The organism is Kribbella caucasensis, assembly GCF_004361855.1.
Taxonomy (GTDB): Bacteria; Actinomycetota; Actinomycetes; order Propionibacteriales; family Kribbellaceae; genus Kribbella; species Kribbella caucasensis.
The window spans coordinates 109,695-130,435 of record NZ_SNWQ01000009.1; the positions used below are offsets into that span (position 1 = coordinate 109,695).

Annotated in this window: 20 protein-coding genes and 1 tRNA gene; 8 read left to right on the plus strand and 13 right to left on the minus strand. The window is 68.3% G+C overall.

What is annotated here, in order from left to right; all coding sequences use genetic code 11:
• The first annotated feature begins 53 nt into the window (after window positions 1–53).
• Entirely contained in the window at window positions 54–2,018 is a 1,965-nt protein-coding gene (locus EV643_RS19800; protein ID WP_133801581.1) for an SRPBCC family protein, read from the plus strand.
• A complete protein-coding gene (locus EV643_RS19805) occupies window positions 2,015–3,058 on the plus strand; it encodes an NAD-dependent epimerase/dehydratase family protein (protein ID WP_133801582.1) in 1,044 nt (347 codons plus the stop codon). Before EV643_RS19800 ends, EV643_RS19805 begins: the two co-directional genes overlap by 4 nt.
• Here EV643_RS19805 and EV643_RS19810 read toward each other — a convergent pair.
• From EV643_RS19810 to EV643_RS19835, 6 genes are all read right to left on the minus strand, one after another.
• Window positions 3,055–3,438: a hypothetical protein gene (locus EV643_RS19810; RefSeq protein ID WP_133801583.1), complete on the minus strand. Its 384-nt coding sequence runs from the start codon at window positions 3,436–3,438 to the stop codon at window positions 3,055–3,057. The genes EV643_RS19805 and EV643_RS19810 overlap by 4 nt on opposite strands.
• Complete coding sequence (locus EV643_RS19815; protein ID WP_202869641.1) at window positions 3,435–4,697, minus strand: YncE family protein; 1,263 nt, start codon at window positions 4,695–4,697, stop codon at window positions 3,435–3,437. Before EV643_RS19815 ends, EV643_RS19810 begins: the two co-directional genes overlap by 4 nt.
• A gap of 114 nt (window positions 4,698–4,811) precedes the next feature.
• A complete protein-coding gene (locus EV643_RS19820; protein WP_133801584.1) occupies window positions 4,812–5,726 on the minus strand; it encodes an SDR family oxidoreductase in 915 nt (304 codons plus the stop codon).
• A gap of 114 nt (window positions 5,727–5,840) precedes the next feature.
• Window positions 5,841–7,073, minus strand: a complete 1,233-nt coding sequence (locus EV643_RS19825; RefSeq protein ID WP_370452321.1) for an RNA polymerase sigma factor — start codon at window positions 7,071–7,073, stop codon at window positions 5,841–5,843.
• Window positions 7,070–7,393, minus strand: coding sequence for a YciI family protein (locus EV643_RS19830; protein WP_133801585.1), 324 nt, complete (start codon window positions 7,391–7,393; stop codon window positions 7,070–7,072). The genes EV643_RS19825 and EV643_RS19830 overlap by 4 nt, the downstream gene beginning before the upstream one ends.
• Window positions 7,394–7,524: 131 nt before the next feature.
• On the minus strand, window positions 7,525–8,133 hold the full coding sequence (locus tag EV643_RS19835) for a dihydrofolate reductase family protein (RefSeq protein ID WP_133801586.1): 609 nt from the start codon (window positions 8,131–8,133) through the stop codon (window positions 7,525–7,527).
• Between the two features lie 179 nt (window positions 8,134–8,312).
• Here EV643_RS19835 and EV643_RS19840 point away from each other — a divergent pair, with 179 nt between their 5' ends.
• Window positions 8,313–8,885 (plus strand): dihydrofolate reductase family protein, encoded by a 573-nt coding sequence (locus EV643_RS19840; RefSeq protein WP_133801587.1) that lies wholly within the window; start codon window positions 8,313–8,315, stop codon window positions 8,883–8,885.
• 42 nt (window positions 8,886–8,927) lie between these two features.
• Here the strand turns inward: EV643_RS19840 and EV643_RS19845 are convergent, their stop codons facing one another.
• From EV643_RS19845 to EV643_RS19865, 5 genes are read right to left on the minus strand one after another with little or no spacing between them, the layout of a single operon-like run.
• Window positions 8,928–10,211, minus strand: a complete 1,284-nt coding sequence (locus EV643_RS19845) for a winged helix-turn-helix domain-containing protein (protein WP_133801588.1) — start codon at window positions 10,209–10,211, stop codon at window positions 8,928–8,930.
• A gap of 27 nt (window positions 10,212–10,238) precedes the next feature.
• Complete coding sequence (locus EV643_RS19850; protein ID WP_133801589.1) at window positions 10,239–11,987, minus strand: ABC transporter permease; 1,749 nt, start codon at window positions 11,985–11,987, stop codon at window positions 10,239–10,241.
• Window positions 11,984–12,712: an ABC transporter ATP-binding protein gene (locus EV643_RS19855; RefSeq protein WP_133801590.1), complete on the minus strand. Its 729-nt coding sequence runs from the start codon at window positions 12,710–12,712 to the stop codon at window positions 11,984–11,986. Before EV643_RS19855 ends, EV643_RS19850 begins: the two co-directional genes overlap by 4 nt.
• Window positions 12,709–13,227 carry a PadR family transcriptional regulator gene (locus EV643_RS19860; RefSeq protein ID WP_133801591.1) on the minus strand — a complete coding sequence of 173 codons (519 nt, stop codon included), beginning with the start codon at window positions 13,225–13,227 and terminating at the stop codon, window positions 12,709–12,711. The genes EV643_RS19855 and EV643_RS19860 overlap by 4 nt, the downstream gene beginning before the upstream one ends.
• Before the next feature lie 22 nt (window positions 13,228–13,249).
• On the minus strand, window positions 13,250–14,194 hold the full coding sequence (locus tag EV643_RS19865; protein ID WP_133801592.1) for a helix-turn-helix transcriptional regulator: 945 nt from the start codon (window positions 14,192–14,194) through the stop codon (window positions 13,250–13,252).
• 100 nt (window positions 14,195–14,294) lie between these two features.
• Between EV643_RS19865 and EV643_RS19870 the strand changes: the two genes are divergently transcribed.
• Together EV643_RS19870 and EV643_RS19875 are read left to right on the plus strand one after the other, a co-directional pair.
• A complete protein-coding gene (locus tag EV643_RS19870) occupies window positions 14,295–15,137 on the plus strand; it encodes an SDR family oxidoreductase (protein ID WP_133801593.1) in 843 nt (280 codons plus the stop codon).
• Between the two features lie 15 nt (window positions 15,138–15,152).
• Window positions 15,153–15,911 (plus strand): SDR family NAD(P)-dependent oxidoreductase, encoded by a 759-nt coding sequence (locus EV643_RS19875; protein WP_133801594.1) that lies wholly within the window; start codon window positions 15,153–15,155, stop codon window positions 15,909–15,911.
• Here the strand turns inward: EV643_RS19875 and EV643_RS19880 are convergent, their stop codons facing one another.
• Window positions 15,912–16,400: a carboxymuconolactone decarboxylase family protein gene (locus EV643_RS19880; protein ID WP_133801595.1), complete on the minus strand. Its 489-nt coding sequence runs from the start codon at window positions 16,398–16,400 to the stop codon at window positions 15,912–15,914.
• Window positions 16,401–16,571: 171 nt separating this feature from the next.
• On the opposite strand from EV643_RS19880, the gene EV643_RS19885 reads away from it, so the two are divergent.
• The gene (locus EV643_RS19885) at window positions 16,572–17,462 is read left to right on the plus strand and encodes an RNA polymerase sigma-70 factor (RefSeq protein WP_133801596.1); all 891 of its coding nucleotides are present in this window, start codon (window positions 16,572–16,574) and stop codon (window positions 17,460–17,462) included.
• Window positions 17,463–17,604: 142 nt separating this feature from the next.
• On the plus strand, window positions 17,605–18,801 hold the full coding sequence (locus EV643_RS19890; RefSeq protein WP_133801597.1) for an IS481 family transposase: 1,197 nt from the start codon (window positions 17,605–17,607) through the stop codon (window positions 18,799–18,801).
• Window positions 18,802–18,868: 67 nt separating this feature from the next.
• On the opposite strand, the gene EV643_RS19895 is transcribed toward EV643_RS19890, so the two are convergent.
• Window positions 18,869–18,942 (minus strand) — tRNA-Arg (locus tag EV643_RS19895).
• Between the two features lie 183 nt (window positions 18,943–19,125).
• On the opposite strand from EV643_RS19895, the gene EV643_RS19900 reads away from it, so the two are divergent.
• Window positions 19,126–20,637 (plus strand): PrsW family intramembrane metalloprotease, encoded by a 1,512-nt coding sequence (locus tag EV643_RS19900; protein WP_133801598.1) that lies wholly within the window; start codon window positions 19,126–19,128, stop codon window positions 20,635–20,637.
• Window positions 20,638–20,741: the final 104 nt, after the last annotated feature.

Consider the following 20,741-nt stretch of genomic DNA (forward strand, 5'->3'; position numbering starts at 1 on the left):
GCCGAAAGGGCAAATGCTGGTCAGTGGGTGGATGGGTCTGGTCTGATGGGTGGGTGGCTCTGGGGCTGAGGGAGGGGACGCCGGGTGCCGCGGTGGTGCGTGCGGACTCGGTCGACGAGGCGATCCGGCTGGTTCGGGATGGGCTGCGGGATGCGGGGGTAGACCTGAAGCCGCCTTCGAAGCGGCGGGCGTCGGCTGTGATGCTGGCCGGGCTGTCGGGGCCGGCGGCGGTCGAGCCGCGGGTGGTCGATGAACTCGTCGACCTGCTCTGCGAGCGGGGATGGACGTCGGTTGCCGTCGCCGGTGCGTGCACGCTGCTGGATCGGGATGCGGGTGTGGGCGATGTCGATGCGCTTGCGGCGGCTGCGGGACTGACCGGTACTACGGCTGCGGGCAACGAGTACGCGCTGGTGGATCTCCACAGCGAGCTGGTTCCTGCGCCGGTGCCGGCGAGCAGCGTTCTTGCCGACCGGGACGTGAGCAAGGTGTGGGTGGATGCCGCCTTGCGGATCGTGCTCGCGCGGAGTGCGTCCGACCTTGCCGATGGGTACGCGGGTTGTCTCGAACTGCTGGCGGAGGTCGTCGTCGCGGGCCCTGAGATCAGCCGGGCCGACCTCGCGGTGGAGGTTCATCGCCGGCTTCCGGCCGCGGTCGCGGTGATCGACGCGACGGTCTCGAGCCATGGCATCTCTGGGCGGTCCCGGTTCGAACCGCTGGAGACCTGCGCACTCGTCGTCGCCGATGACGCGCTGCTCGCCGATGTCGTGATCGCGCGACTGCACGGCCAGGATCCGGCCGTGTCCCGCCCGGTCCAGGCGGCGCTGCGGGAGATCGGCCTGCCGGAGGGCCGGAGCATCGTCGGGGACCTGACTCCGTTCACCGGTTGGCTCACCGCGCCGCCGTTGACCCGTGAAGCGGTCCGTGCCGCCGGTCCGGTTGCCGAACGAGTGGCCGCTGCGGCGCTGCGTCGCGACGACGAAGGCGATCCGGTCCTTGCCGCACTCCGGCAGGGGGTCGAGGCAGTCGAGGAGCGTGGTGGCGAGGCGATGCTGGCGGCGGGATTCGCTGCGCTGGGGTACGGCGCGTCGTCCGGTCGCGCGTTGCTTGACGCCTGGTCGACGGTGTTCGACAAGGGGCGCGTCGGCCGGATCGACGTACCACTTGGCTTCGACCCGGCCGGGTACGACGAAGCGGAGTACGAGGCGATCCCCGCCTACCTGGCCGCCTTCGAACAGTTGCTTGCGGGGCATCCACGCGACGACGGACTGCACTGGACGTATCTCGACGGCTCCGTCGTCTTCGAGATCTCGCGGCTGCTGGAGGCGCCGTACGAGGAGTTCGTCGAGCGGGTCGACATCAGCCGGGGGATCAGCCTGATGGCCGACTACCTCGGCGGTCGCGTGGTGCCGATCAAGCAGGACGAATTGGGCAGACCGATCCTGCAGGCCGAGCGCAACCTGTATCTCCCGCAGCCGAACTACCTCGCCTCGTGGGGCGGCTTGCCGATCGACGTTTGCAAGATCGAGCTGGTCGAGTACGGCGACGACATGCAGCGACTGTCCTGGCGGACCGTGGCCAGCCCCAACGACTCGGCGACGTACGACGACGGTGCGCTCACGTTCGCGGCGGCGCCCGGCGAACGGACCCGGGTGACCGTGATGGGCCGGCAACTGTTCACACTTCCGGCGTTCTGGAAAGCGGTCGATCTCGATCGGTTCCCGGAGCTCAAGGCGCCGCTGGTCGAGGATGCGTACCGGCGATTCTTCACTGCGACGTTCGACAATCTCGAGGCCTGCTTCGAGGGACGGGATCACCGCATCGGCCGGGATCCGGAGCACTCGCCGCTGCCGACCGAGAGCGCGTCGCTGCTGCTCGAGGTAGCCAAGGAGTGGCTGGCGGAGGAGCCGGTCGGTGATCGGCTGCGCGGCTCGGGGCGGCCGCAGCCTGTGCTGGTCGATGCACATGGTTTCAGGCACTTCAGTGGCTCCTCCTCCGACTCGGCGAGGCGACGGTCATGACTGTGGTCGTCACCGGCGCCACCGGACTCGTCGGGACGCAGGTGTGCAAGGTGCTGGTGGAGTCCGGTCGCTCGGTGGTTGCCGCGGTCCGCAACGAAGCGCAGTCACCCGCAGGTACCGAACCGCGCTTCGCCCGACTCGACGTACCGGGCAGTCTGGTCAAGGCGATGTCTGGTGGTACGTCGGTGATCCACTGTGCCGCCGTGTATGCGTACGACGAGTCCCGGCAGGACGAGATCGAACAGGTGAACGTCGAGGGCACCCGGAACGTCGTACGGGCTGCTGCCGAAGCCGGAGTACCCCGGGTCGTCGTCACGTCGTCCTCGGTGACGGTGGGGTCCAGTGCTGGTCCGGTCGTGCGGGACGAGTCCGGTCGACTCGGTGACGAGCCCGTACCGGCGTACTTCGCCAGCAAGGTGCGGCAGGAGCGGGTCGCGTTCGAGACCGGCGCGGAGTACGGCGTCGAGGTGGTCGTCGCCTGCCCGACTGTGGTTCTCGGTGGGCCGTCCAGGCGGCTGGTGCCGAGCAACGCGATCCTGCTCCGCTACTTGCTCGACCCGACCCGGAGTACCTACCCGGGTGGCTGCAACGTCGTCAGTGCCGGCGACGTCGCCCGGGGACACGTGCTGCTCGCGGACGTCGGCGTACCGGGGGAGCGGTACCTGCTCGGCGGAGAGAACCTGTCATGGCGCTTGCTGCACGCAACCGTCGCCGATCTGGCCGGGGTCCCCGGACCGTACGCCGAGGTCCCGTCGTCCGTGGCGGTCGCGGTCGCAGCCGCATCGGAGTTCGTCGCGTCGCGCCTCGGCAGTGAGCCACTAGCCACCCGGGACGAGGCGCTGACCATCGGCCGGTACTACTGGTACAGCCACGAAAAGGCAGCCGCGTTGGGGTACTCACCCGGCTCGGCCCGCCAGGCGGTCGCGGAAGCGCTGGCGTGGCTGCTGGCCAGCGACCACCTGCCGCGCTGGGTGCGCGAAGGACTGCAGCCGATGGCCGAGGTCAGGTCGGCCAGGCGACTGGTCCCGCGACCCCTCTAGCTGGTTGCCTTGCGAGCCCGGCTCGGGGCAGCCTTCTTGGCTTCCTTGTCGGGTTCCTTGTGGCCGGCGGCCGTGGTCACCTCGTCCAGGACCGTCCGGGTCACCTGATCGCCGAGTTCGAGCACGCCGCTGCCGAAGGCGACGCTCAGCTCGGTGATCCGGCTGAAGTAGGTCTCGGCTTCGCGCTGCGCCGACTCGAGGAAGGTCCGTGCCGCCGCGACCTTGTCCGCGTCACCGGACAGCACGGCGCGCGCGGCGTCGAGGTACTCCTGGGTCAGCTTCAACTGCGTGTCGACGACCTTCTTGGTCAGGTCGGTGACGGCTTGCACCGACTCGCTGGCGAGCTTGCTCGCCGATGTCGTGTCGTTGGTTGCGTTCATCGGTGGATCGCCTCTTCGGTGGTGGGATTGGTGTGCTGTCCGGCCGGGCTGACCAGCCAGGAGTGGTGGAACCCCAGCCGCGGGTCCGACCACGACGACAGCCGTGGGTCGAACTCCTGGAGCTCGGGCATCGGCACCCGCAGCCGCAGCTCGAGCGAGGGGTAGTCGTAGATGGTGATGTGGTTCTGGCCGCGGTTCGCCGTGAACAGCAGGCTGTGGTCCGCGGACAACTGGCAGGCGTAGATCCCGTCGATCAAGGCGCCGCGGCTGACCTGCAGGGCGGCGGTGTGCAGATCGGCGTTGGTGAAGACGGATCCGCGCGCGAGACTGTCGATCACGGTCTGGGCGGCCTGGCGGGAGTTGGTGGACAACGAGAACGGGCCCGGGTTCTCGTCGATCAGCCGGTGGGTCGCCATGGTGTCCAGGTCGATCAGGACGACGGTCTGGCTGCCGCCGGTGCAGAAGATCAGCTCGGTCCCGGATACGCAGACGTCGGAGTTGATGTGGGCCGGCACTTCGCGACCGGCCGACCAGTGCCGCAGTACCTGACCTGTTTCCGCGTCGATCTCGTACGCATACTCGCGCGAGTACGCCATCCCCCACTCCTGCCAGTCATGGCCGTCGCCGGGCCGCACCCGGAACGAGATCGCGTAGAAGACGTCCAGATCCGGGTGACACGCGAGATGCCAGCAGGTGGTCGGCAGCCGGACCCGCCGGGCTGACCCGGTGACGGTGTCGAAGATCCCCACTTCCTTCGCTTCGCCGTACTCCGGATGGTCCATGCCGCCGTAGACGATGTACCGGCCGGACGCCGTCCGCTTCATCGCGTGCGGGACCTTGAGCCCATGTGGGGCGATCCGCTCCGCCTTGCCGAGGCGGTTGACGTCGAACTTCCAGAAGTGTTCGCCGATCGAGGTGATGAACTCGGCCTGGTCCAGCCAGATCAGGTGCGTGCTCGACTGGATCGTGGTGTCGGGTATCTCGAACCGCAGCGTCGACACCCGGTTCGCCTCCTCGGCGGTGGCGGCGTCGTAGAACAGCAGGTGCTGCCCCATGTTGCCGAGGAACCCGATCCGCCCGCCGGGATCGACACTCGGCGCATGTCCGCCGGCGATCCCGTCGTAGTACGTGACCTTGTACGCGTGATCCCCGCTCGCCGCGTCGTACAGGAAAACGCAGACCCCGGCCCGGCCGTCCAGCCCGTTCAACCCCGACCCGTCCAGGGCGACATGAAACGCATACCCGTACTTCCGCAGCATCGAGCAACCTCGCCGGCATGGTTTCGACGGATAAGCCCACCCTCCGCCCAACATAGCCGCTCGCCCCCCACCCCCGCCACGACCGCGACACCCTCTGCACGAACGGGCAGATCGTCAGGTTTGGTCGCGAGTGGGGTGGCCGAGGTGGGTGATGAAGCGTTTGAGGGCGTCTTCGGCGGTGGGTACGGGCCCGAAGACTTCGCGTTGGCGGGTGGTGTCGGCGACGTACTTGCCGGTGCCCAACCAGGCGAGCATGGCGCTCATGTCCTTGAAGAGTGGCAGGAACGGTCCGGCGACGGCGCCGATGGCTCGAATGGGGCCTGTGGGGACGGCGCGGACCTTGACCTTCGCGCCGAGCAGGCGGGTGGCGATGTCGGCGATGTTCTGCATGCTGACCGGGCGGTCCCAGCCGATGTCGATGCGTTGGCCGTCGACGCCGGGTGCGTCGACCGCGGCAGCGAGATAGCCGGCCAGGTCGGCGGTGAGTACGAAGGTCAGTGGGACGGTCTTGGTGCCGAACCACATCAGGCGCTTCTTCTCGAACGGGTCGCCGCCCAGTTGGGTGATCTGGTCGAGGAACGCGCCAGGACGCAACGCGACGAAGGGGACGCCGAGTTGTTCGAGCTTGTCCTCGGCGAGCTTCTTGTGCCAGAAGTGCGAGACGTCCGGAGTCTGGTCGCTGGTGAGGATGCTGGTCAGCACGAAGCGACGTACGCCGGCCTGGTGGGCGGCCTCAGCGAGGTTGGAGTTGCCGATCGTGTCGATCTCGGTGGCGTTCTTGTTCCGCCCGGTGTAGCCGGCGGCTGTGGTGATGACGGCGTCGGCGCCGGTCATCGCGGCCACCAGGGAGTCCAGGTCGAGCATGTCGCCGCGGGCGATCTCGACGCCCTTGGATTCGAGCTTGGACGCGTTTGAGCCGGGTCGGACGAGCGCCCGCACCTTCTTGCCGCGAGCAAGCAACTCGTCGACCACAAGGCTACCGAGATGCCCGGTGCCGCCGACCACCAGGACAGGTGCAGTTTCGTTCATGGGACCGGTCTCCTGCTGCGTGAAATCCATGGTGTCACTCCTGCCCGAGGTGTGGGTAGTCGGTGTAGCCGCGGTCGCCTGACACGCCCGACCTGGCCCACGGGTGGACCAGGACTACCCCAGCTGGTCGCGGCGGCGGGTCAGGTAGGCGGTCTCGGCGGTGTTGCCCGTCAGCTCGATGGCTTTGTCGTACGCCGCGCGCGACTGCTGACTGCGGCCCAGCCGGCGCAGCAGGTCGGCGCGGGTCGCGTGGTAGGCGTGATAGCCGGCCAACTTGTCCTCGAGACGGTCGACGGCCGCCAGTGCTACCTCCGGGCCGTCGAGCTCGGCGACCGCGATGGCCCGGTTCATGGCGACGATCGGCGAGGGGTCGAGGCGGACGAGCTGGTCGTAGAGGGCGACGACCTGCGACCAGTCCGTGTCGCGCATGTCGCGGGCGGAGGTGTGCACTGCGTTGATCGCTGCGAGGATCTGGTAGCGCCCCGGAGCCAGGCCGGTGGCCAGGCGCTCGCGCACCAGCCGATGACCTTCGGCGATCAGCGCCGCGTCCCAGGCCCCACGGTCCTGCTCGTCGAGGGGGACCAGTTCGCCGCTCACCGAAACCCGGGCGGTGCGGCGGGCCTCGGTGAGGAGCATCAGCGCCAGCAGCCCGGCCACCTCGCCGTCGTCCGGCAGGAGCGCACGGATGAGGCGAGTGAGCCGGATCGCCTCGGCGGTCAGGTCATGACGTACAGGATCGGTGTCGGGGCCGGTCGCCAGGTAGCCCTCGTTGAAGACGAGGAAGAGGACGGCCAGTACGCCGGAGACGCGCGCCGGGAGATCCTCCGCGGACGGCACCCGATAAGGGATGCGAGCAGCCTTGATCTTGGCCTTAGCGCGGGTGATCCGCTGCCCCGTGGTGGCCTCCTGCACCAGGAAGGCACGGGCGATCTCGGGCACGGTCAGGCCGCCGACCATGCGCAGCGTCAGCGCCACGCGGGTCTCCATCGCGAGCGCCGGGTGACAGCAGGTGAAGATCAGCCGGAGCCGCTCGTCGTCGACGGCGCCGAGAGGCTCGGGCGGGTCGTCGTCGTACAACATCTGAGCCTCCCTTTGCTTGTCGTCACGCTTGTTCTCGCGCCGGATCCGGTCGATGGCCTTGTGGTTGGCGGTGGTGGTCAGCCAGGCACCTGGGTTGGGCGGTACGCCGTCGGCCGGCCACCGCGCGACGGCGGTCGCGAACGCCTCGGCCGCCGCCTCCTCGGCGATGTCGAGGTCACCGAAACGCCTGGTCAGGGCCGCGACCACCCGCGCCCATTCCTTGTGGTGGACCTGGGTGATCGCCTCCCGGACGTCGGCCACGCTCACAGGAACGGCCGCACCTCGACCTTCCGATTGCAGGCCTTCGACCCCTCGGCGGCGAGCTTGAGCGCCACGTCGAGGTCCGGGGCCTCCATCACCCAGAAGCCGGCCATATACTCCTTCGACTCCAGGAACGGCCCGTCGGTGAACATCGCGTCCCCACCCCGGTTGTCGATGACGGTGGCCGCGCTGGGCGAGCTGAGGCCGCCGGCGAAGACCCAATTGCCCTCGGCCACGAGCCGGTCGTTGAACGCGTTGATGGCAACCATCTCGTCCGGGGTGCCGGAGTTGGTCTTGTCGTCGATCACGGAAACCAGGTACTGCATCTCATCTCCTGTGGTTTGGGGGTGCCCCTCGTGGACGCCCGCTCACCCCTGCAACGAACACCTCTGCCCCGATCCGACACCGCCTGCCGGACTTCTTTCAAGAACATTCTGGCGCACCAATGTCACGTGCTTCAGGTCGTTGCGTACTGCGGGCGCCCGGTTGGCCGGTAGACCTGGATCGTGATCCCCTCAGGGGTGGCTCGCGAGTCGACCAGGTCGAGCGCTCTGTCCGGGCCGGCATCGGGGAACAGCCGAACGCCCTGGCCGACGACCACGGGATAGGTGAGCAGGATGATCTCGTCGACAAGCTGGTTGTCGAACAGCCAGCGGACCAGGCTGCCGCTGCCGTGTACCTGCAGCTCACCCCCTGGCTTGGCTTTCAGCTCGCGGACGGCCGCCGCGACGTCACCGGAGAGGACGGTCGTGTCCACCCATTGCGGGTCGGTGAGAGTGCTCGATGCGACGTACTTGGGCCGCGTGTTCAACGCCGCTGCGATGGGGCTGCTGCCCGGATCTTCCATTACTCCCCAGGAGCCGGCGAAGATCTCGTAGGTCCGCCGGCCGAACAGGAACGCGTCGGCGCGCTGGTAGACCTGGCCGAGGAACGTCTCGGCCTCGCCGCTGAACAGCGGCAGGGCCCATCCACCGCGCTCGAATCCGCCCCTGCGGTCCTCGTCCGACCCGCCGAGCCCCTGCATCACTCCATCGACAGAGACGTTCGTGACAGTCGTCAGTTTCATGATCGTGGTTCCCTTCTTGTTGAGGGCGTCCCTCGTGGGCGTCCTCCCACCCCTGCTACGAACACCTCAGCCCCGATCCGACACCGCCTCCCGGACAGTCATGTCAAGTCGGGTCAGTCGGCTCCGACCTTCCCACGACAGGGCCGGACGGCGGCCCGGCGAAGCGAAAGGAACCCGCGATGAGCAAGATAGTGCTGGATGTATCAGTGTCCCTGGATGGATTCTCGGCCGGACCGAACGTCCGGCAGGACGAGCCGATGGGGGACGGCGGCGAACGGCTGCACGACTGGGTTGCCGGGAAGGGGCCGGACGGAGAGGTCGACATCGGCGTCCGCCAGGAGTTGGACGCGATGGTGGGAGCCACCATCATCGGACGGCACACCTTCGAGCTCGGTCTGAGCCCGTGGGGCGGTACGCCGTGGCCCGGCGTCCCGAGCTTCGTGGTCACCCACCGGACCAGGGAAGACCTTCTCGGTGACAACGGCGGGACGTTCGCCTTCGATGAGCTGGAGTCCGCGGCCCGGCGTGCCAAAGAGGCCGCGGGGGACAAGGACGTTGTAGTGCTGGGTGCGGACGTCGCCCGGAACCTGCTCAGGGCGGGCCTGCTCGACGAGGTGTGGATCCATCTCGTGCCCCTGCTGCTGGGGTCGGGGACGCGGCTGTTCGATGGGGTGCCGGCCGAGCTGATCCCGGCGGGAAAGCCCGTCGCGGGGGCCGCTACCCACCTGCGTTATCGCGTCTCCAAGCACTGACGCCCTCAACACCCGCCAGCCGGCTGGAACCCGCCGCCCTCTTCATAACTCACCCAGGGCTCGGCCCAGGTTGCCTTGGGCGGTGATGAGGACTTGGTCGAGTTCCAGCCAGCGGGCCATCAGGTTGAGCTCGGCGGCAAGCGGTTCGGCGATCTCGGTGTCGGGTATGCCGGGTTCGGCGGTGACGGTGGGGACGAGCAGGGCGGAGTTCTGGCGATCGGCCTTTAGGTCGACTCGGGCGACCAGGCGGTCACCGAGTAGGAACGGCAGCACGTAGTAGCCGTGTACCCGTTGTGCGGCTGGTGTGTAGATGCTGATTCGGTAGAAGAAGTCGAACAGCCGGTGGGTACGGTCGCGGTTCCAGATCAGCGAGTCGAACGGTGAGAGTAGGGCACGCGCCCGGATCGGCCGGTCCTCGGCATCCGACGACAGGTAGCTCTGCTGGGGCACTCCTTCGACGCGTATCGGGATCAGGTCGCCGGCGTCGAGCAGTTCGCCGATCACCTGCTTTGCGGTTGCCGTGGGCAACGGGAAGTAGCCGGTGCCACCACTGACGCCGCACAGTTCGCGCGCCGTGGCGACACCGAGTGCGCGGGCCGAGATCCGGACCAGCTCCCGTCGGGCCTCGTCGGCGCCAAGCTCGGACAGTACGCCGGCCGGCAGCACCCGTTCGGTCAGGTCGTACAGGCGCTCGAAATTACGCCGGCCCGCGATCGTGACCTGGCCCGTGCAGAGCAGGTACTCGATCGCGATCTTGGCGTCCTGCCAGTTCCACATCCGGCCGGTGCTCGGATCCGGGTCCGGGTCGGTCGTTCTGCGGCGCTGGCCGTCGGGGTTCGCCTCGCCGGCCGTGATCGGCCCGCGTTCGGTGACCGTGGCCAGTACGTCGTCGACGAGGCCGGGCCGTTCTTCGCTCAGCCGGCGCATACCTTCGACGACCGAACATGGCACCGCCAACTCCGGATCCAGCGAAGCGTTCCAGATCTGCCGTTCGGCCGCCCGCATCCGCCAGCGCAGCAACGGGTAGCTGCTCAGAGGAATCAGGCTCGCCTTGTGACCCCAGAAGAACTCGAACAGCTCCCGGTCGTCACCCCAGCACATCCTGTCCAGCGCCGTACGAGAGTAAGGACCCAACCGGGCGAACAGCGGCAGGTAGTGCGAACGGCACAACACGTTCACCGAGTCGACCTGCAGTACGCCGATGCGGTCGATCACCCGCCGGAGGTGCCGTACGTCGACTCGCCCAGCCGGCCGTGGATCGGCGAATCCCTGCGCAGTAAGCGCAATCCGCCGCGCGGTGGAGATCGAGATCGTCTCTTCGGCCACCCGCCGAACCTATCGCTCCAAAGACATCTACTGGTAGCGCAGCGCGTCGGCGGTGGTGATCCGGGTCGCGAGGCGCGCCGGGAGACTGGTCGCGAGAGTCACGAGAACGACTGCTCCGATGGGGACGAGTGTGAGCCACCACCACGGTGCGATGACACGGTCCTCGCTGCTGCCCCCGGAGATGCCGTACACGACGACGTACAACAAGATTCCCAGCGGTATCGAGAGGATCGCGGCGATCAACGCCATCACCGCGTGAGCGCCGAGGAGACTCGACGCGATCTGTCCCGGGGTGAGGCCGATGGTCTTGAGGACGGCGTAGTCGCGGACGCGCTCGCGTACGGCCAGGAGGGCGACGGCGACGATGGTCGTGACGGTGATCAGCAGGAGCAGGGCGTCGAGGGTGTAGACGAGCAACGGCAACTCGTCAGGTACGTCGCTGGCTTCGCCGACCGGCCGCGCGTCGAGTGATGCTTGCATGCAAAGCGCGAACACGACCGCCGCGCTGGTGACCGCGATCGCGCCCGCAAGCCGGGTGGCCCGATGCCGTCGTGCGAGCAGGTCGTTGAGGCCCAACATCATCGGCACGGGCAGGGAGGTGCGCGCCATGATGCGGCCGAGACGCGATGGCGGCGCGGGCATCGGCGTACCGGATTGGATGGCCTGCAGAGCGCTGAAGCGAGTGCTGCGTCGGGTCGCCGAGCGCGCACTGCCGATCAGCACGAGCAGTACCGGGATGCTGGCGGCGAGGAGATGCCAGGGGTTCACCGCCATCGTCGGCGAGCCCAGCATCGTCTGGGCGCTGGCTGCGGCGACCTGCGGTGCGAGCACGGCCCCGACCGCGAAGCCGATGGCCACCGCGATCACACCCAGCCCGGCGGCCTCGAGTGCGAACGCCGCCGTCACCTGCCGCGGGGTGAGACCGACGGCTTTCAGGAGCCCGATCTCCCGGTACTGCGCGCTGGCGCGGGCGCCGACCAGGATCGCGACAACGGCGAAGACCACGACGAGCAGCACGATCGTGTACGTCGTCAGGATGAGTCGTGCCGGAGCCGAATCGCCCAGTGCGGCCGCGCGCTGATCCTGCCAGGTCTCGACGTTCCCGCTCTCGGGCGGCATGGACGACGCGACCTGGCCGGCGAACATGGGAGCGGCGTCGGGATCGGTGAGCCGGACTGCCTGCGTCCAGCGCCAGCGACCGGGATCCGGCTCGATCCGCTCCAGGGTGGACCGCGTCGTCCAGGCCAGACCGGGATTCCGGCGCGGGTAGCGCGGCTGACTGGGGACGATCGCGATGCCGGCGACGGTCAACTCGATCGGACCACGTGCCGTGGCGAGCCGCAGCGTCGTACCGACGCTGAGTCCGAGTGCGCGCGCGAAGCTTCGCTCGAGCACGATCCCGTTCGCGGGCGCCTGTGCGCCCTCGATCCGGATCGGCGCGTTGACGCGGGCAGGAGACTGCAGTCCGGCGATCTGCAGCCGGTCCGACTCGCCGTCCAGGCCGACGTTCGCGAGCGGGACGGGTTCATCGCGCTCGGCGACACCGGGCATCGCCGCGATGGTGCGAGCGTCGGCTTCGGAGGACACGTTCGCCAGCGCGTGGGCGCCGTTCGCCGCGGTGAACGTCTGCTGCCAGGGATCGCGTGCGGTCGCCCCGACCTCCAGGGCGAGGACGATGGTGGCCGCCGCGGCACCGGAGAGCAGAACAGTCAGTACGCTCGCGAGCAGCCGCGATCGGATGCCGGCGAAGGCGAGCTTCAGCAGAATCGCGGTCATCCGCTGTCGCCGTCGAACGGGAAGGCGACCGGACGCGCGGGCTGTAGCTCGGTCTGATCGGACACCAGCCCGTCGCGGAGATTGATCACCCGGTCGGCAGCAGCGGCGACGCGCGCGTCGTGCGTCACCAGCAGCAGCGTCTGTCCACGGTCCCGGGCCGCGCGGAGCAGGGTGAGCACCTCGCGGGCGGCGACGGAGTCGAGATTTCCGGTCGGCTCGTCGCCCAGAACGATGTCCGGGCTGTTCGCGAGCGCGCGGGCCAACGCGACGCGCTGTTGTTCACCACCGGACAATTGGGCCGGAGCCGCGTCTTGCTTGTCACCGATCCCGAGGTCGCTCATCAACGTGCTCGCGGATCGGCGGGCTTCCTTCCGACCCCGGCCGACCAGGAGCAGCGGCAGTTCGACGTTCTCGGCGGCGGACAGCGTCGGCATCAGGTTGAAGAACTGGAACACGAACCCGACCTTGCGGCGCCGCAGCCGGGCCAGCTCGGTCTCGCTGAGCTGGTCGATGCGCTCTCCGTCGAGCCAGACCTGCCCCGAGGTCGGCCGATCCAGCCCGGCCAGGAGATTCAGCAGCGTCGACTTGCCGCACCCGCTCGGCCCTGTGATCGCGACGAACTCACCCGACTCGATCGACAGGTCGATGCCTCGCAGTGCGAACACCTTCGCGCCACCGGTGTCGTACGTCTTGGCCAGATCTCGCGCCTCGAGCACGGGTGTCATGCGGACTCCGCTCCTACGGCCAGTCGTTGTTCGATCAGATCCAGCCATTCCAGACCGGCCTTCAGGTGCAGGACGGCGCCCTCCACCATCAGCTCGGCCGTCGGGCCCTTGCCACCGTCCGCCAGTACCGCGTCGAGGTCGCGCAACGACTGCAGGTACTCGCGCCGCTGTCGCTCGATCAGCTTCATCGGCGCGGCCAGTCCGGCGGCCACGACGACCACGAACTTCATGAAGAATTCGTCCTTGAGCCGCGCGCCCGGTACCGGCGCTTCGATCCAGCTCGACAATTCGGCCTGACCGGCCTCGGTGAGCTCGTACATGCGCTTACGCCGGCTGTCGCCCTCGACGCTGCGGCCGACGACGAGGCCGTCCCGCTCGAGCCGGGCAAGCGTCGAGTAGACCTGACCGGCGTTCATCGCCGGCAACATCTCACCGAACTCCTGCTCCAACGACTGCTTCAGCTCGTACCCGTACCGGCTGTCGTCGGCCAGCAGTGCAAGGAACAAAGGCCGCATAGATAGCGAGAATATATACCCGCTATCTATCGGTCAATCGCTCGGTCCCGTCCGCCCGCTCGGCGGCGGTCGCGGAGTCTGCCTCGGTCGTGGTGGCGGCCCAGCTGGCGAGCAGGTTCAGGGCGTCCTGCGACGAGGATCCGGGCTCGGCGGTGTAGGTGAGCAGGCTCTGGCTCGGATCGGCCGCCAGCGGGAAAGACTCGAACGGCAGCTCGAGATCCCCGACGACCGGGTGGTGGAAGCGCTTGACGCCGGTGGTGTGGATCCGGACGTTGTACGCCGCCCAGCGGACCCGGAACTGCTCGCTGCGGGTGGACAGCTCCCCGATCAGGTCCGACGTCTGCCGGTCGTACGGATCCCGGCCGACCTCGGCGCGGAGCAGGGCGATGGTGTCGGTGGCGACCGTGTCCCAGTCGCGGAAGAACTCGGTCGCGAGCGGGTCGAGGAAGACGAACCGGGCGTTGTTGGGCGGCCGGACTGGTGCGGCGTACACGGGCGAGAACAGGGCGGACCCGAGGACGTTGGCGGCCAGGATGTCGAGGCGTCCGTTGAGCACGAGGGCCGGCGTACCGCTCATCGAGTCCAGGACGCGCTGCACTGTTGGACGGACGCGCTGCAGCGTGGGCCGCCGGCGCTGCGGCCGTGTTGTGCCCGCGGTCCGGAGCAGGTCGAGCAGGTGCGTCCGCTCGGCGTCGTCCAGCTGAAGTGCGTGCGTGATGCCGTCGATGACGCTGTCGGAGACGCCGATGGCGTTGCCGCGCTCGAGCCGGGTGTAGTACTCGGTCGAGATCCCCGCGAGCAGGGCGACCTCCTCGCGGCGCAGACCGGAGACCCGCCGACGGGCTCCGCCGTAGACGGGTAGGCCTGCCTGCTCCGGACTGATCTTGGCCCGGCGGGTGCTGAGGAACTCCCGGATCTCCGTACGGGCGTCGCCACGGATGTCACGGTCGTCCTTCTGGCCTGCCATGTCTTCCACAGTACGAGCGCGTCCACCGGGTTGGGGGTCCCTGTCAGTACCCCTGTTTCAGGGTCTGCCACGTCCTCGCACCGCCTGTTTCCGTAGTCGCATGACTGACAAGAAGGTTTGGTTCATCACCGGCGCCGGCCGCGGCATGGGCGTCGACATCGCGAAGGCCGCCCTGGCCGCCGGAGACGCCGTCGTCGCCACCGGACGCAACCCCGACCGGGTCGCCTCCGCGCTCGGCACGTACGACGACCTCCTGGTCGTCAAACTCGACGTCACCGATCCCGCCGGCATCGAGTACGCCGTACGCGCCGCCGTCGACCGATTCGGCCGGATCGACGTACTGGTCAACAACGCGGGCAACTTCTACGCGGGCTTCTTCGAGGAGATCAGCCCGGAGGACTTCCGGGCGCAGCTCGAGACCACCCTATTCGGCCCGGTGAACGTCACCCGCACGGTCCTTCCGGTCATGCGTGCCCAGCGCTCGGGCCTCATCGTCACGATCTCCTCGACCGCCGGCATCGTCGGACAGGAGTTCTGTATGGCGTACGCGGCCGCCAAGTTCGGCGTGGAGGGCTGGATCGAGTCGCTGACTCCGGAGATCGCGCCATTCGGCATCCGCACGATGCTCGTCGAGCCCGGCTTCTTCCGCACCGAACTGCTCACGCCCGAGTCGACGAACTACGCCGAGCCCTCGATCGAGGAGTACGCCGAACGCACCAAGCAGACCGTCGCCGCGTGGACCGGCATGAACGGCAAGCAGGGAGGCGATCCCGCCAAGCTCGCCGACGCGCTGATCCAGCTCGCAACCCAGGACGCCCCGCCGCGACGTTTCGCCGCCGGCGCCGACGCGATCGCCACCTTCGAACAGAAGGCAAAGGACCTCCACGCCCAGGCCAACGCCCACCGCGCCCTGTCCACCAACCTCGCCCACGACCCCGCCTAAGCAAGGACAGCACCGATGGAATCGAAACTCACTGGCACCGTTGCGCTGGTCACGGGCGCAAGCAGCGGGATCGGGGCGGCCACCGCCAGGCGGCTTGCCGAAGATGGTGCGTCCGTCGCACTCGTTGCTCGTCGCAAGGATCGGCTGGAGGACGTCGCAGCCGAGATCGACAAGGCGGGAGGCACTGCGCTGGTCGTGGAGGCCGACATCACCGACCGGGCCCAGGCCGAGGCGGCCGTGCAGCAGACCGTCGAGCGGTTCGGACGGTTGGACATCCTGGTCAACAATGCCGGCCTGATGCTCCTCGGCCCCGTCGTCGGCGCGGACGCCGCGGAGTGGGAGCGCATGATCGCCGTCAACGTCAACGGCCTGCTCTACACCACCCGCGCCACCCTGCCGCATCTGCTGTCGGCCGCCGAGGAAGGCCCACGCCGGGTCGCCGACATCGTCAACATCAGCTCGATCGCCGGCCGCGTCGCCTGGAACGGGTACGGGGTTTACAACCTCACCAAGTTCGGCGTGAACGGATTCACCGAGTCCCTGCGCCAGGAGATCACCCGACGGCACGTCCGCGTCGGTGTTCTCGAGCCGGGTGGCGTCGACACCGAACTGGGCTCGCACAACAAGCCCGAGGTCCGCAACGAGATGATCGACCCCTTCTTCGAACAGACCGAGGTTCTCGCCCCCGAGGACATCGCCGACGGGGTCGCGTACATGGTCACCCGCCATACCGCGATCGGTGAGCTGTGGATCATGCCCACCGACCAGGCATGATCAGTTGAGGTCGAACGCGGCGGCCATGGCGGGATCGTACGAACCGCCCTTCTGGTGGACGATCACGGCGAGGCGGTTGGCCGCGTTGATCATGGCGACCAAGGAGACGAGCCCGGCGAGCTGGTCGTCGTCGTAGTGCTTGCGTACCGCTGCCCAGGTCTCGTCGGACACGCCGGTGTTGGCGTCGGCGAGCCGGGTGCCCTCTTCGGCGAGTGCCAGCGCGGCCTGCTCGGCCTCGGTGAATACGGTGGACTCGCGCCACGCGGCGACCAGGTGGAGGCGAAGCGAGCTCTCACCAGCGGCCTCGGCCTCCTTCGTGTGCATGTCGATGCACCAGCCGCAGCCGTTGATCTGGCTGGCGCGCAGCGACACCAGCTCCTGCGTGGACTTCGGCAGCGGCGACTGCTGGATCACCATGCCGAGGCCGGCGAACCGCTTGGCGACCTTCATGGCGAACTGGTTCTCGAACAGGTTGAGACGGGCTTCCATGATTCGTCCTTACTCGTGGTGTTGAACTGAACGACCACAAGATGCCGCCGACCCGATCCCTGTGACGGCTCGGCGATGTGACGTGTGCCACCGGCTGTGGGTGTCACGAAGCGGCAGGCACCGGTGTCTGGTGTGTGGCACAGTCGAGACCGAAATGGACAGGAGCCACTGATGGGTGAGCGCATGGACTCGGCGACCGAGGCATTTGTTGCCCACCGCAACCTGCTCTTCACGGTCGCCTACGAGATGCTCGGGTCGGCCGCCGACGCGGAGGACGTTCTCCAGGAGACCTGGCTGCGGTGGGCGGGCGTCGATCTCGAGACGGTGCGGGACCAGCGTGCGTACCTGGTCCGGATCACCACCCGCCAGGCGCTCAACCGGATGCGTACCCTCGGCCGGCGCAAGGAGTCGTACGTCGGCCCGTGGCTGCCCGAGCCGCTGCTGACCGCGCCCGACGTGGCCGAGGACGTCGAGTTGGCCGACAGTGTCTCGATGGCGATGCTGCTGGTGCTGGAGACGCTCGCGCCGACCGAGCGGGCGGTGTTCGTACTGCGTGAGGTGTTCGATCTGGGGTACGACGAGATCGCGGAAGCCGTCGACAAGAGTCCGGCCGCGGTCCGCCAGATCGCCCACCGGGCGCGGGCCCACGTCTCCGCCCGCCGGCCTCGTGGAGTCGTCTCGCCGGCCGAGAGCCAGGCCGCCTTCGGAGCGTTCCAGCGGGCGGTCGAAACCGGCGACCTGCAGAGCCTGCTCGACATCCTCGCCCCGGACGTCGTCGTCATGAGCGATGGCGGCGGAGTCAAGCAGGCCGTCCCGCGGCCCGTCGTGGGCGCCGACAAGGTCGCGCGCTTGCTGGGAGCCGGCTTGGGCAAGGTCGGCGCCCAGATGTCGGTCGAGCCGGCGCAGGTCAACGGCTCCCCGGCCCTGATCGTCCGGCTCAACGGCGAGCTCGACGGCGTCATGGCGCTGCGGATCGACAACGGCCTCATCGCCGGCCTCTACTACGTCCGCAACCCCGACAAACTGTCCCGCCTCATGCAGGAAACCACCGTAAGCCGCTGACCCCGGCGCCTTTCCCCAGGTCAGAGATGCGCGCCCGGCAGTGTTCTGGTTCACGACATCCCGGACACGTGTCTCACGACATGCCGGACTGATGTCTCCGGAGATCCCGGAATGAAGTGCCGCCCGCACTGAGCGTGCGGGCATGACATCGAATAGATTGCTGATCACCGCGATGGTGGTCGAGAACCGTCCCGTCCGTGAGGTCGCCGCGACCTACGGCGTCTCAGCCTCGTGGCTCTATGAACTCCTGGCCCGCTACCGCCGAGAGGGCGACGCGGTCTTCGAGCCCCGCTCCCGACGGCCCGCCTCCAACCCGAACGCGACGCCCGTAGAGGTCGTGGACCTCATCGTGCGACTCCGCAAGGAACTGGCCGACCAGGGCCTGGACGCCGGCCCGGAGACCATCGCCTGGCACCTGGCCCACCACCACGACATCACCGTGTCGCGGGCCACCGTGGCCCGACATCTCACCGCCCGCGGCATGGTCACCCCGGAACCGAAGAAGCGGCCGAAGTCGTCCTACATCCGGTTCGAAGCCTCGATGCCCAACGAGTGCTGGCAGGCCGACTTCACCCACTACCGACTCACCCGACCCGACGGCCGACCCGGCTCCGACACCGAGATCCTGACCTGGCTCGACGACTGCTCCCGGTACGCCCTGCAGATCACCGCCCACCACCGGGTCACCGGCCCGATCGTGCTCGCCGAGTTCCGCAGAACCGTTGCCACCCACGGCATCCCGGCCTCCACCCTCACCGACAACGGCATGGTGTTCACCACCCGACTGGCGGGCGGCAAGGGAGGTCGCAACCAACTGGAGACCGAGCTCCGCCGACTGGGCGTGGACCAGAAGAACGGCCGCCCCTGGCACCCCCAGACCCAGGGCAAGGTCGAACGCTTCCAGCAGACCATGAAGAAGTGGCTACGCGCCCAACACAACCAGCCCACCACCATCGCCGACCTCCAGACCCTGCTCGACCGCTTCGCCGAGCAGTACAACCAGAAACGGCCGCACCGATCCCTGACCCACCGAGCCACCCCGGCCACGATCTACACCAGCCGACCCAAGGCCACACCCGGCGACCGCACCGACGACACCCACGACCGGATACGCCAAGACAGGATCGACAAAGCCGGCAAGATCACCCTGCGCCACGGCGGGACGCTCTACTCCATCGGCATCGGCCGAACCCACGCCAGAACCCGCGTCATCGTCCTCGTCCAAGACCTCGACATCCGTATCATCGACGCCGCCACCGGAGAACTCCTCAGAGAACTCGTCCTCGACACAACCCACCGCTACCAAGGCACCGGCAGACCACCAGGCCCCACCCGCTGAAACGAAGGACGGCCGAACCCACAACTATTGGGTTCGGCCGTCCGCGATGTCCTGAGACATCACAATGCGCGCCCGGCAGGATTCGAACCTGCGACCAACGGATTAGAAGTCCGACGCTCTATCCAGCTGAGCTACGGGCGCAATGGGCGATGAAGCCCGGGGAAGAGTGTCTCAGATCGGGAGGGGATCGTGCTCGTGGGTTACCCGGTGGGGCGAACACAGGCTGGGGACAGGCTGGGGATAAGTACAGCCGTGTCGTTCCATCCCGGTAACGCTGAGTGGGCGGCCCTGCGCTCGGGCGGGGTATCCAACTAGGCTGCGGGCATGAGTTACCCCTCACCAGGCCCAGCCGGGTCGCCGCAACCCGCGGCGACCGGCTCGGCGACCACCCCACCCGGCGCGCCCTACCCGCAGCCGAACGCACTGGGAACCCACCCGGTGCCCGGCCAACGGCGAAACCAGGGCGTGCTGATCGGTGTCGTGGTCGCGGTGGTGTTCGCGATCGCCGGGTTGCTGATCTTCCTCGAGGTCGCGAACGCGACCGGTGGCGGTGGGTTCGCCTGGGGACTCCTGTTCGCGTTCGTTCCGGTCGTCCCCGTGATCGCGCTCTACCTGTGGCTGGACCGCTACGAACCGGAGCCGGCCCGGTACATCCTGTTCGCCCTCGGCTGGGGTGCGTTCATCGCGACGCTGGCGGCGTTGTACATCAACACCGAGGTCGGGAACCTGCTGCACGAGTCGCAGAGCGGGGGGAACCGGGCGGCGGTGTTCGTCGCCCCGCCGGTCGAGGAGTTCGCCAAGGGGTCGGTGATCCTGCTGCTGGCGCTGATCCGGCGCAAGGAGTTCGACGGCATCATCGACGGCCTGGTGTACGCCGGCATGGTTGGCGTCGGCTTCGCGTTCACCGAGAACATCCTCTACATCGGCCGCATATTCAACGAACTGTCCGAGGAGGGCGGCAGCGAGGCGGGTCTGCGCGGCGCCTTCGTGCTGTTCGTGATCCGCGGGCTGATCTCGCCGTTCGCGCATCCACTGTTCACGTCGTTCACAGCGATCGGGATAGGCATCGCCGTCAGGCATCGCAGTACGGCGGTCCGCTTCCTCGCGCCGATCGTCGGGTACCTCACGGCGGTGCTCGCGCACGGGCTCTGGAACGGTGGTGCGAGCTGGGCCGGTGGCGCCGGATTCATCACCGTGTACCTGTTCCTGATGGTGCCGATCTTCATCGGCATGGTGGTGTTCGCGCTGGTGATGCGATCCCGCGAGGGGCAGATGATCGCGTCCCGGCTGTACGACTACGTCCGGTTCGGCTGGCTGATCCCGCAGGACGTACCGCTGATCGCGACGCTGCGCGGCCGCAAGGCGCTGCGGCAGAACGCGCGGCGATACGGCGCCGAGGCGGAGGTCGCCGCGAAGGCATTCCAGCAGAACGCGACGGAACTGGCCTACCTGCGGGACAAGATCGTCCGCCAGGTGATCGGCGCCGATGCACTGGACACGGAGAAGAAGCTGCTGGACGAGCTGCGGGCCCGGCGCCCGAGTGTGCCGTTCCCGCCGATGCCCGCGTTCGCCCAGGCGGCTCCGCAGTTCGCCGCCGGTCCAAGTGTCCCCGGACCGGTCCCGCCGCCGTACGGCGATGGGCCGATGGCGGGGAGTCCGCAGTACCCGGGTCAGCCCGGTCCCAACGGTTCGTCCCCGGGTGGTTACCCGGGGGGCCAGCCGGGGTATCCCTCGGGGCAACCCGGTTACCCAGTGGCCCAGCCCGGTTACCCACCGGGACCCCCTGGACCACAGGGACCGCCGGGAGGATACGGTCCCTATCCACCGTCGCAGTGACCTGCCACCCGTCCAAGCCGCCAAACGGGATGAAGATGACTTTGCTTCTGCGCTGTCCGACCGGGCACTCTGTGCTCGTGGGCGGAAGCCGTGGCTGACACCAG

Bases quoted from the DNA above. Each gene is read 5' to 3' on its own strand.
- EV643_RS19805 (WP_133801582.1), top strand. From the start codon at position 2,015: ATGACTGTGGTCGTCACCGGCGCCACCGGACTCGTCGGGACGCAGGTG.
- EV643_RS19810 (WP_133801583.1), bottom strand. From the start codon at position 3,438: ATGAACGCAACCAACGACACGACATCGGCGAGCAAGCTCGCCAGCGAG.
- EV643_RS19815 (WP_202869641.1), bottom strand. From the start codon at position 4,697: ATGCTGCGGAAGTACGGGTATGCGTTTCATGTCGCCCTGGACGGGTCG.
- EV643_RS19820 (WP_133801584.1), bottom strand. From the start codon at position 5,726: ATGAACGAAACTGCACCTGTCCTGGTGGTCGGCGGCACCGGGCATCTC.
- EV643_RS19830 (WP_133801585.1), bottom strand. From the start codon at position 7,393: ATGCAGTACCTGGTTTCCGTGATCGACGACAAGACCAACTCCGGCACC.
- EV643_RS19835 (WP_133801586.1), bottom strand. From the start codon at position 8,133: ATGAAACTGACGACTGTCACGAACGTCTCTGTCGATGGAGTGATGCAG.
- EV643_RS19840 (WP_133801587.1), top strand. From the start codon at position 8,313: ATGAGCAAGATAGTGCTGGATGTATCAGTGTCCCTGGATGGATTCTCG.
- EV643_RS19850 (WP_133801589.1), bottom strand. From the start codon at position 11,987: ATGACCGCGATTCTGCTGAAGCTCGCCTTCGCCGGCATCCGATCGCGG.
- EV643_RS19855 (WP_133801590.1), bottom strand. From the start codon at position 12,712: ATGACACCCGTGCTCGAGGCGCGAGATCTGGCCAAGACGTACGACACC.
- EV643_RS19860 (WP_133801591.1), bottom strand. From the start codon at position 13,227: ATGCGGCCTTTGTTCCTTGCACTGCTGGCCGACGACAGCCGGTACGGG.
- EV643_RS19865 (WP_133801592.1), bottom strand. From the start codon at position 14,194: ATGGCAGGCCAGAAGGACGACCGTGACATCCGTGGCGACGCCCGTACG.
- EV643_RS19870 (WP_133801593.1), top strand. From the start codon at position 14,295: ATGACTGACAAGAAGGTTTGGTTCATCACCGGCGCCGGCCGCGGCATG.
- EV643_RS19875 (WP_133801594.1), top strand. From the start codon at position 15,153: ATGGAATCGAAACTCACTGGCACCGTTGCGCTGGTCACGGGCGCAAGC.
- EV643_RS19880 (WP_133801595.1), bottom strand. From the start codon at position 16,400: ATGGAAGCCCGTCTCAACCTGTTCGAGAACCAGTTCGCCATGAAGGTC.
- EV643_RS19885 (WP_133801596.1), top strand. From the start codon at position 16,572: ATGGGTGAGCGCATGGACTCGGCGACCGAGGCATTTGTTGCCCACCGC.
- EV643_RS19890 (WP_133801597.1), top strand. From the start codon at position 17,605: ATGACATCGAATAGATTGCTGATCACCGCGATGGTGGTCGAGAACCGT.
- EV643_RS19900 (WP_133801598.1), top strand. From the start codon at position 19,126: ATGAGTTACCCCTCACCAGGCCCAGCCGGGTCGCCGCAACCCGCGGCG.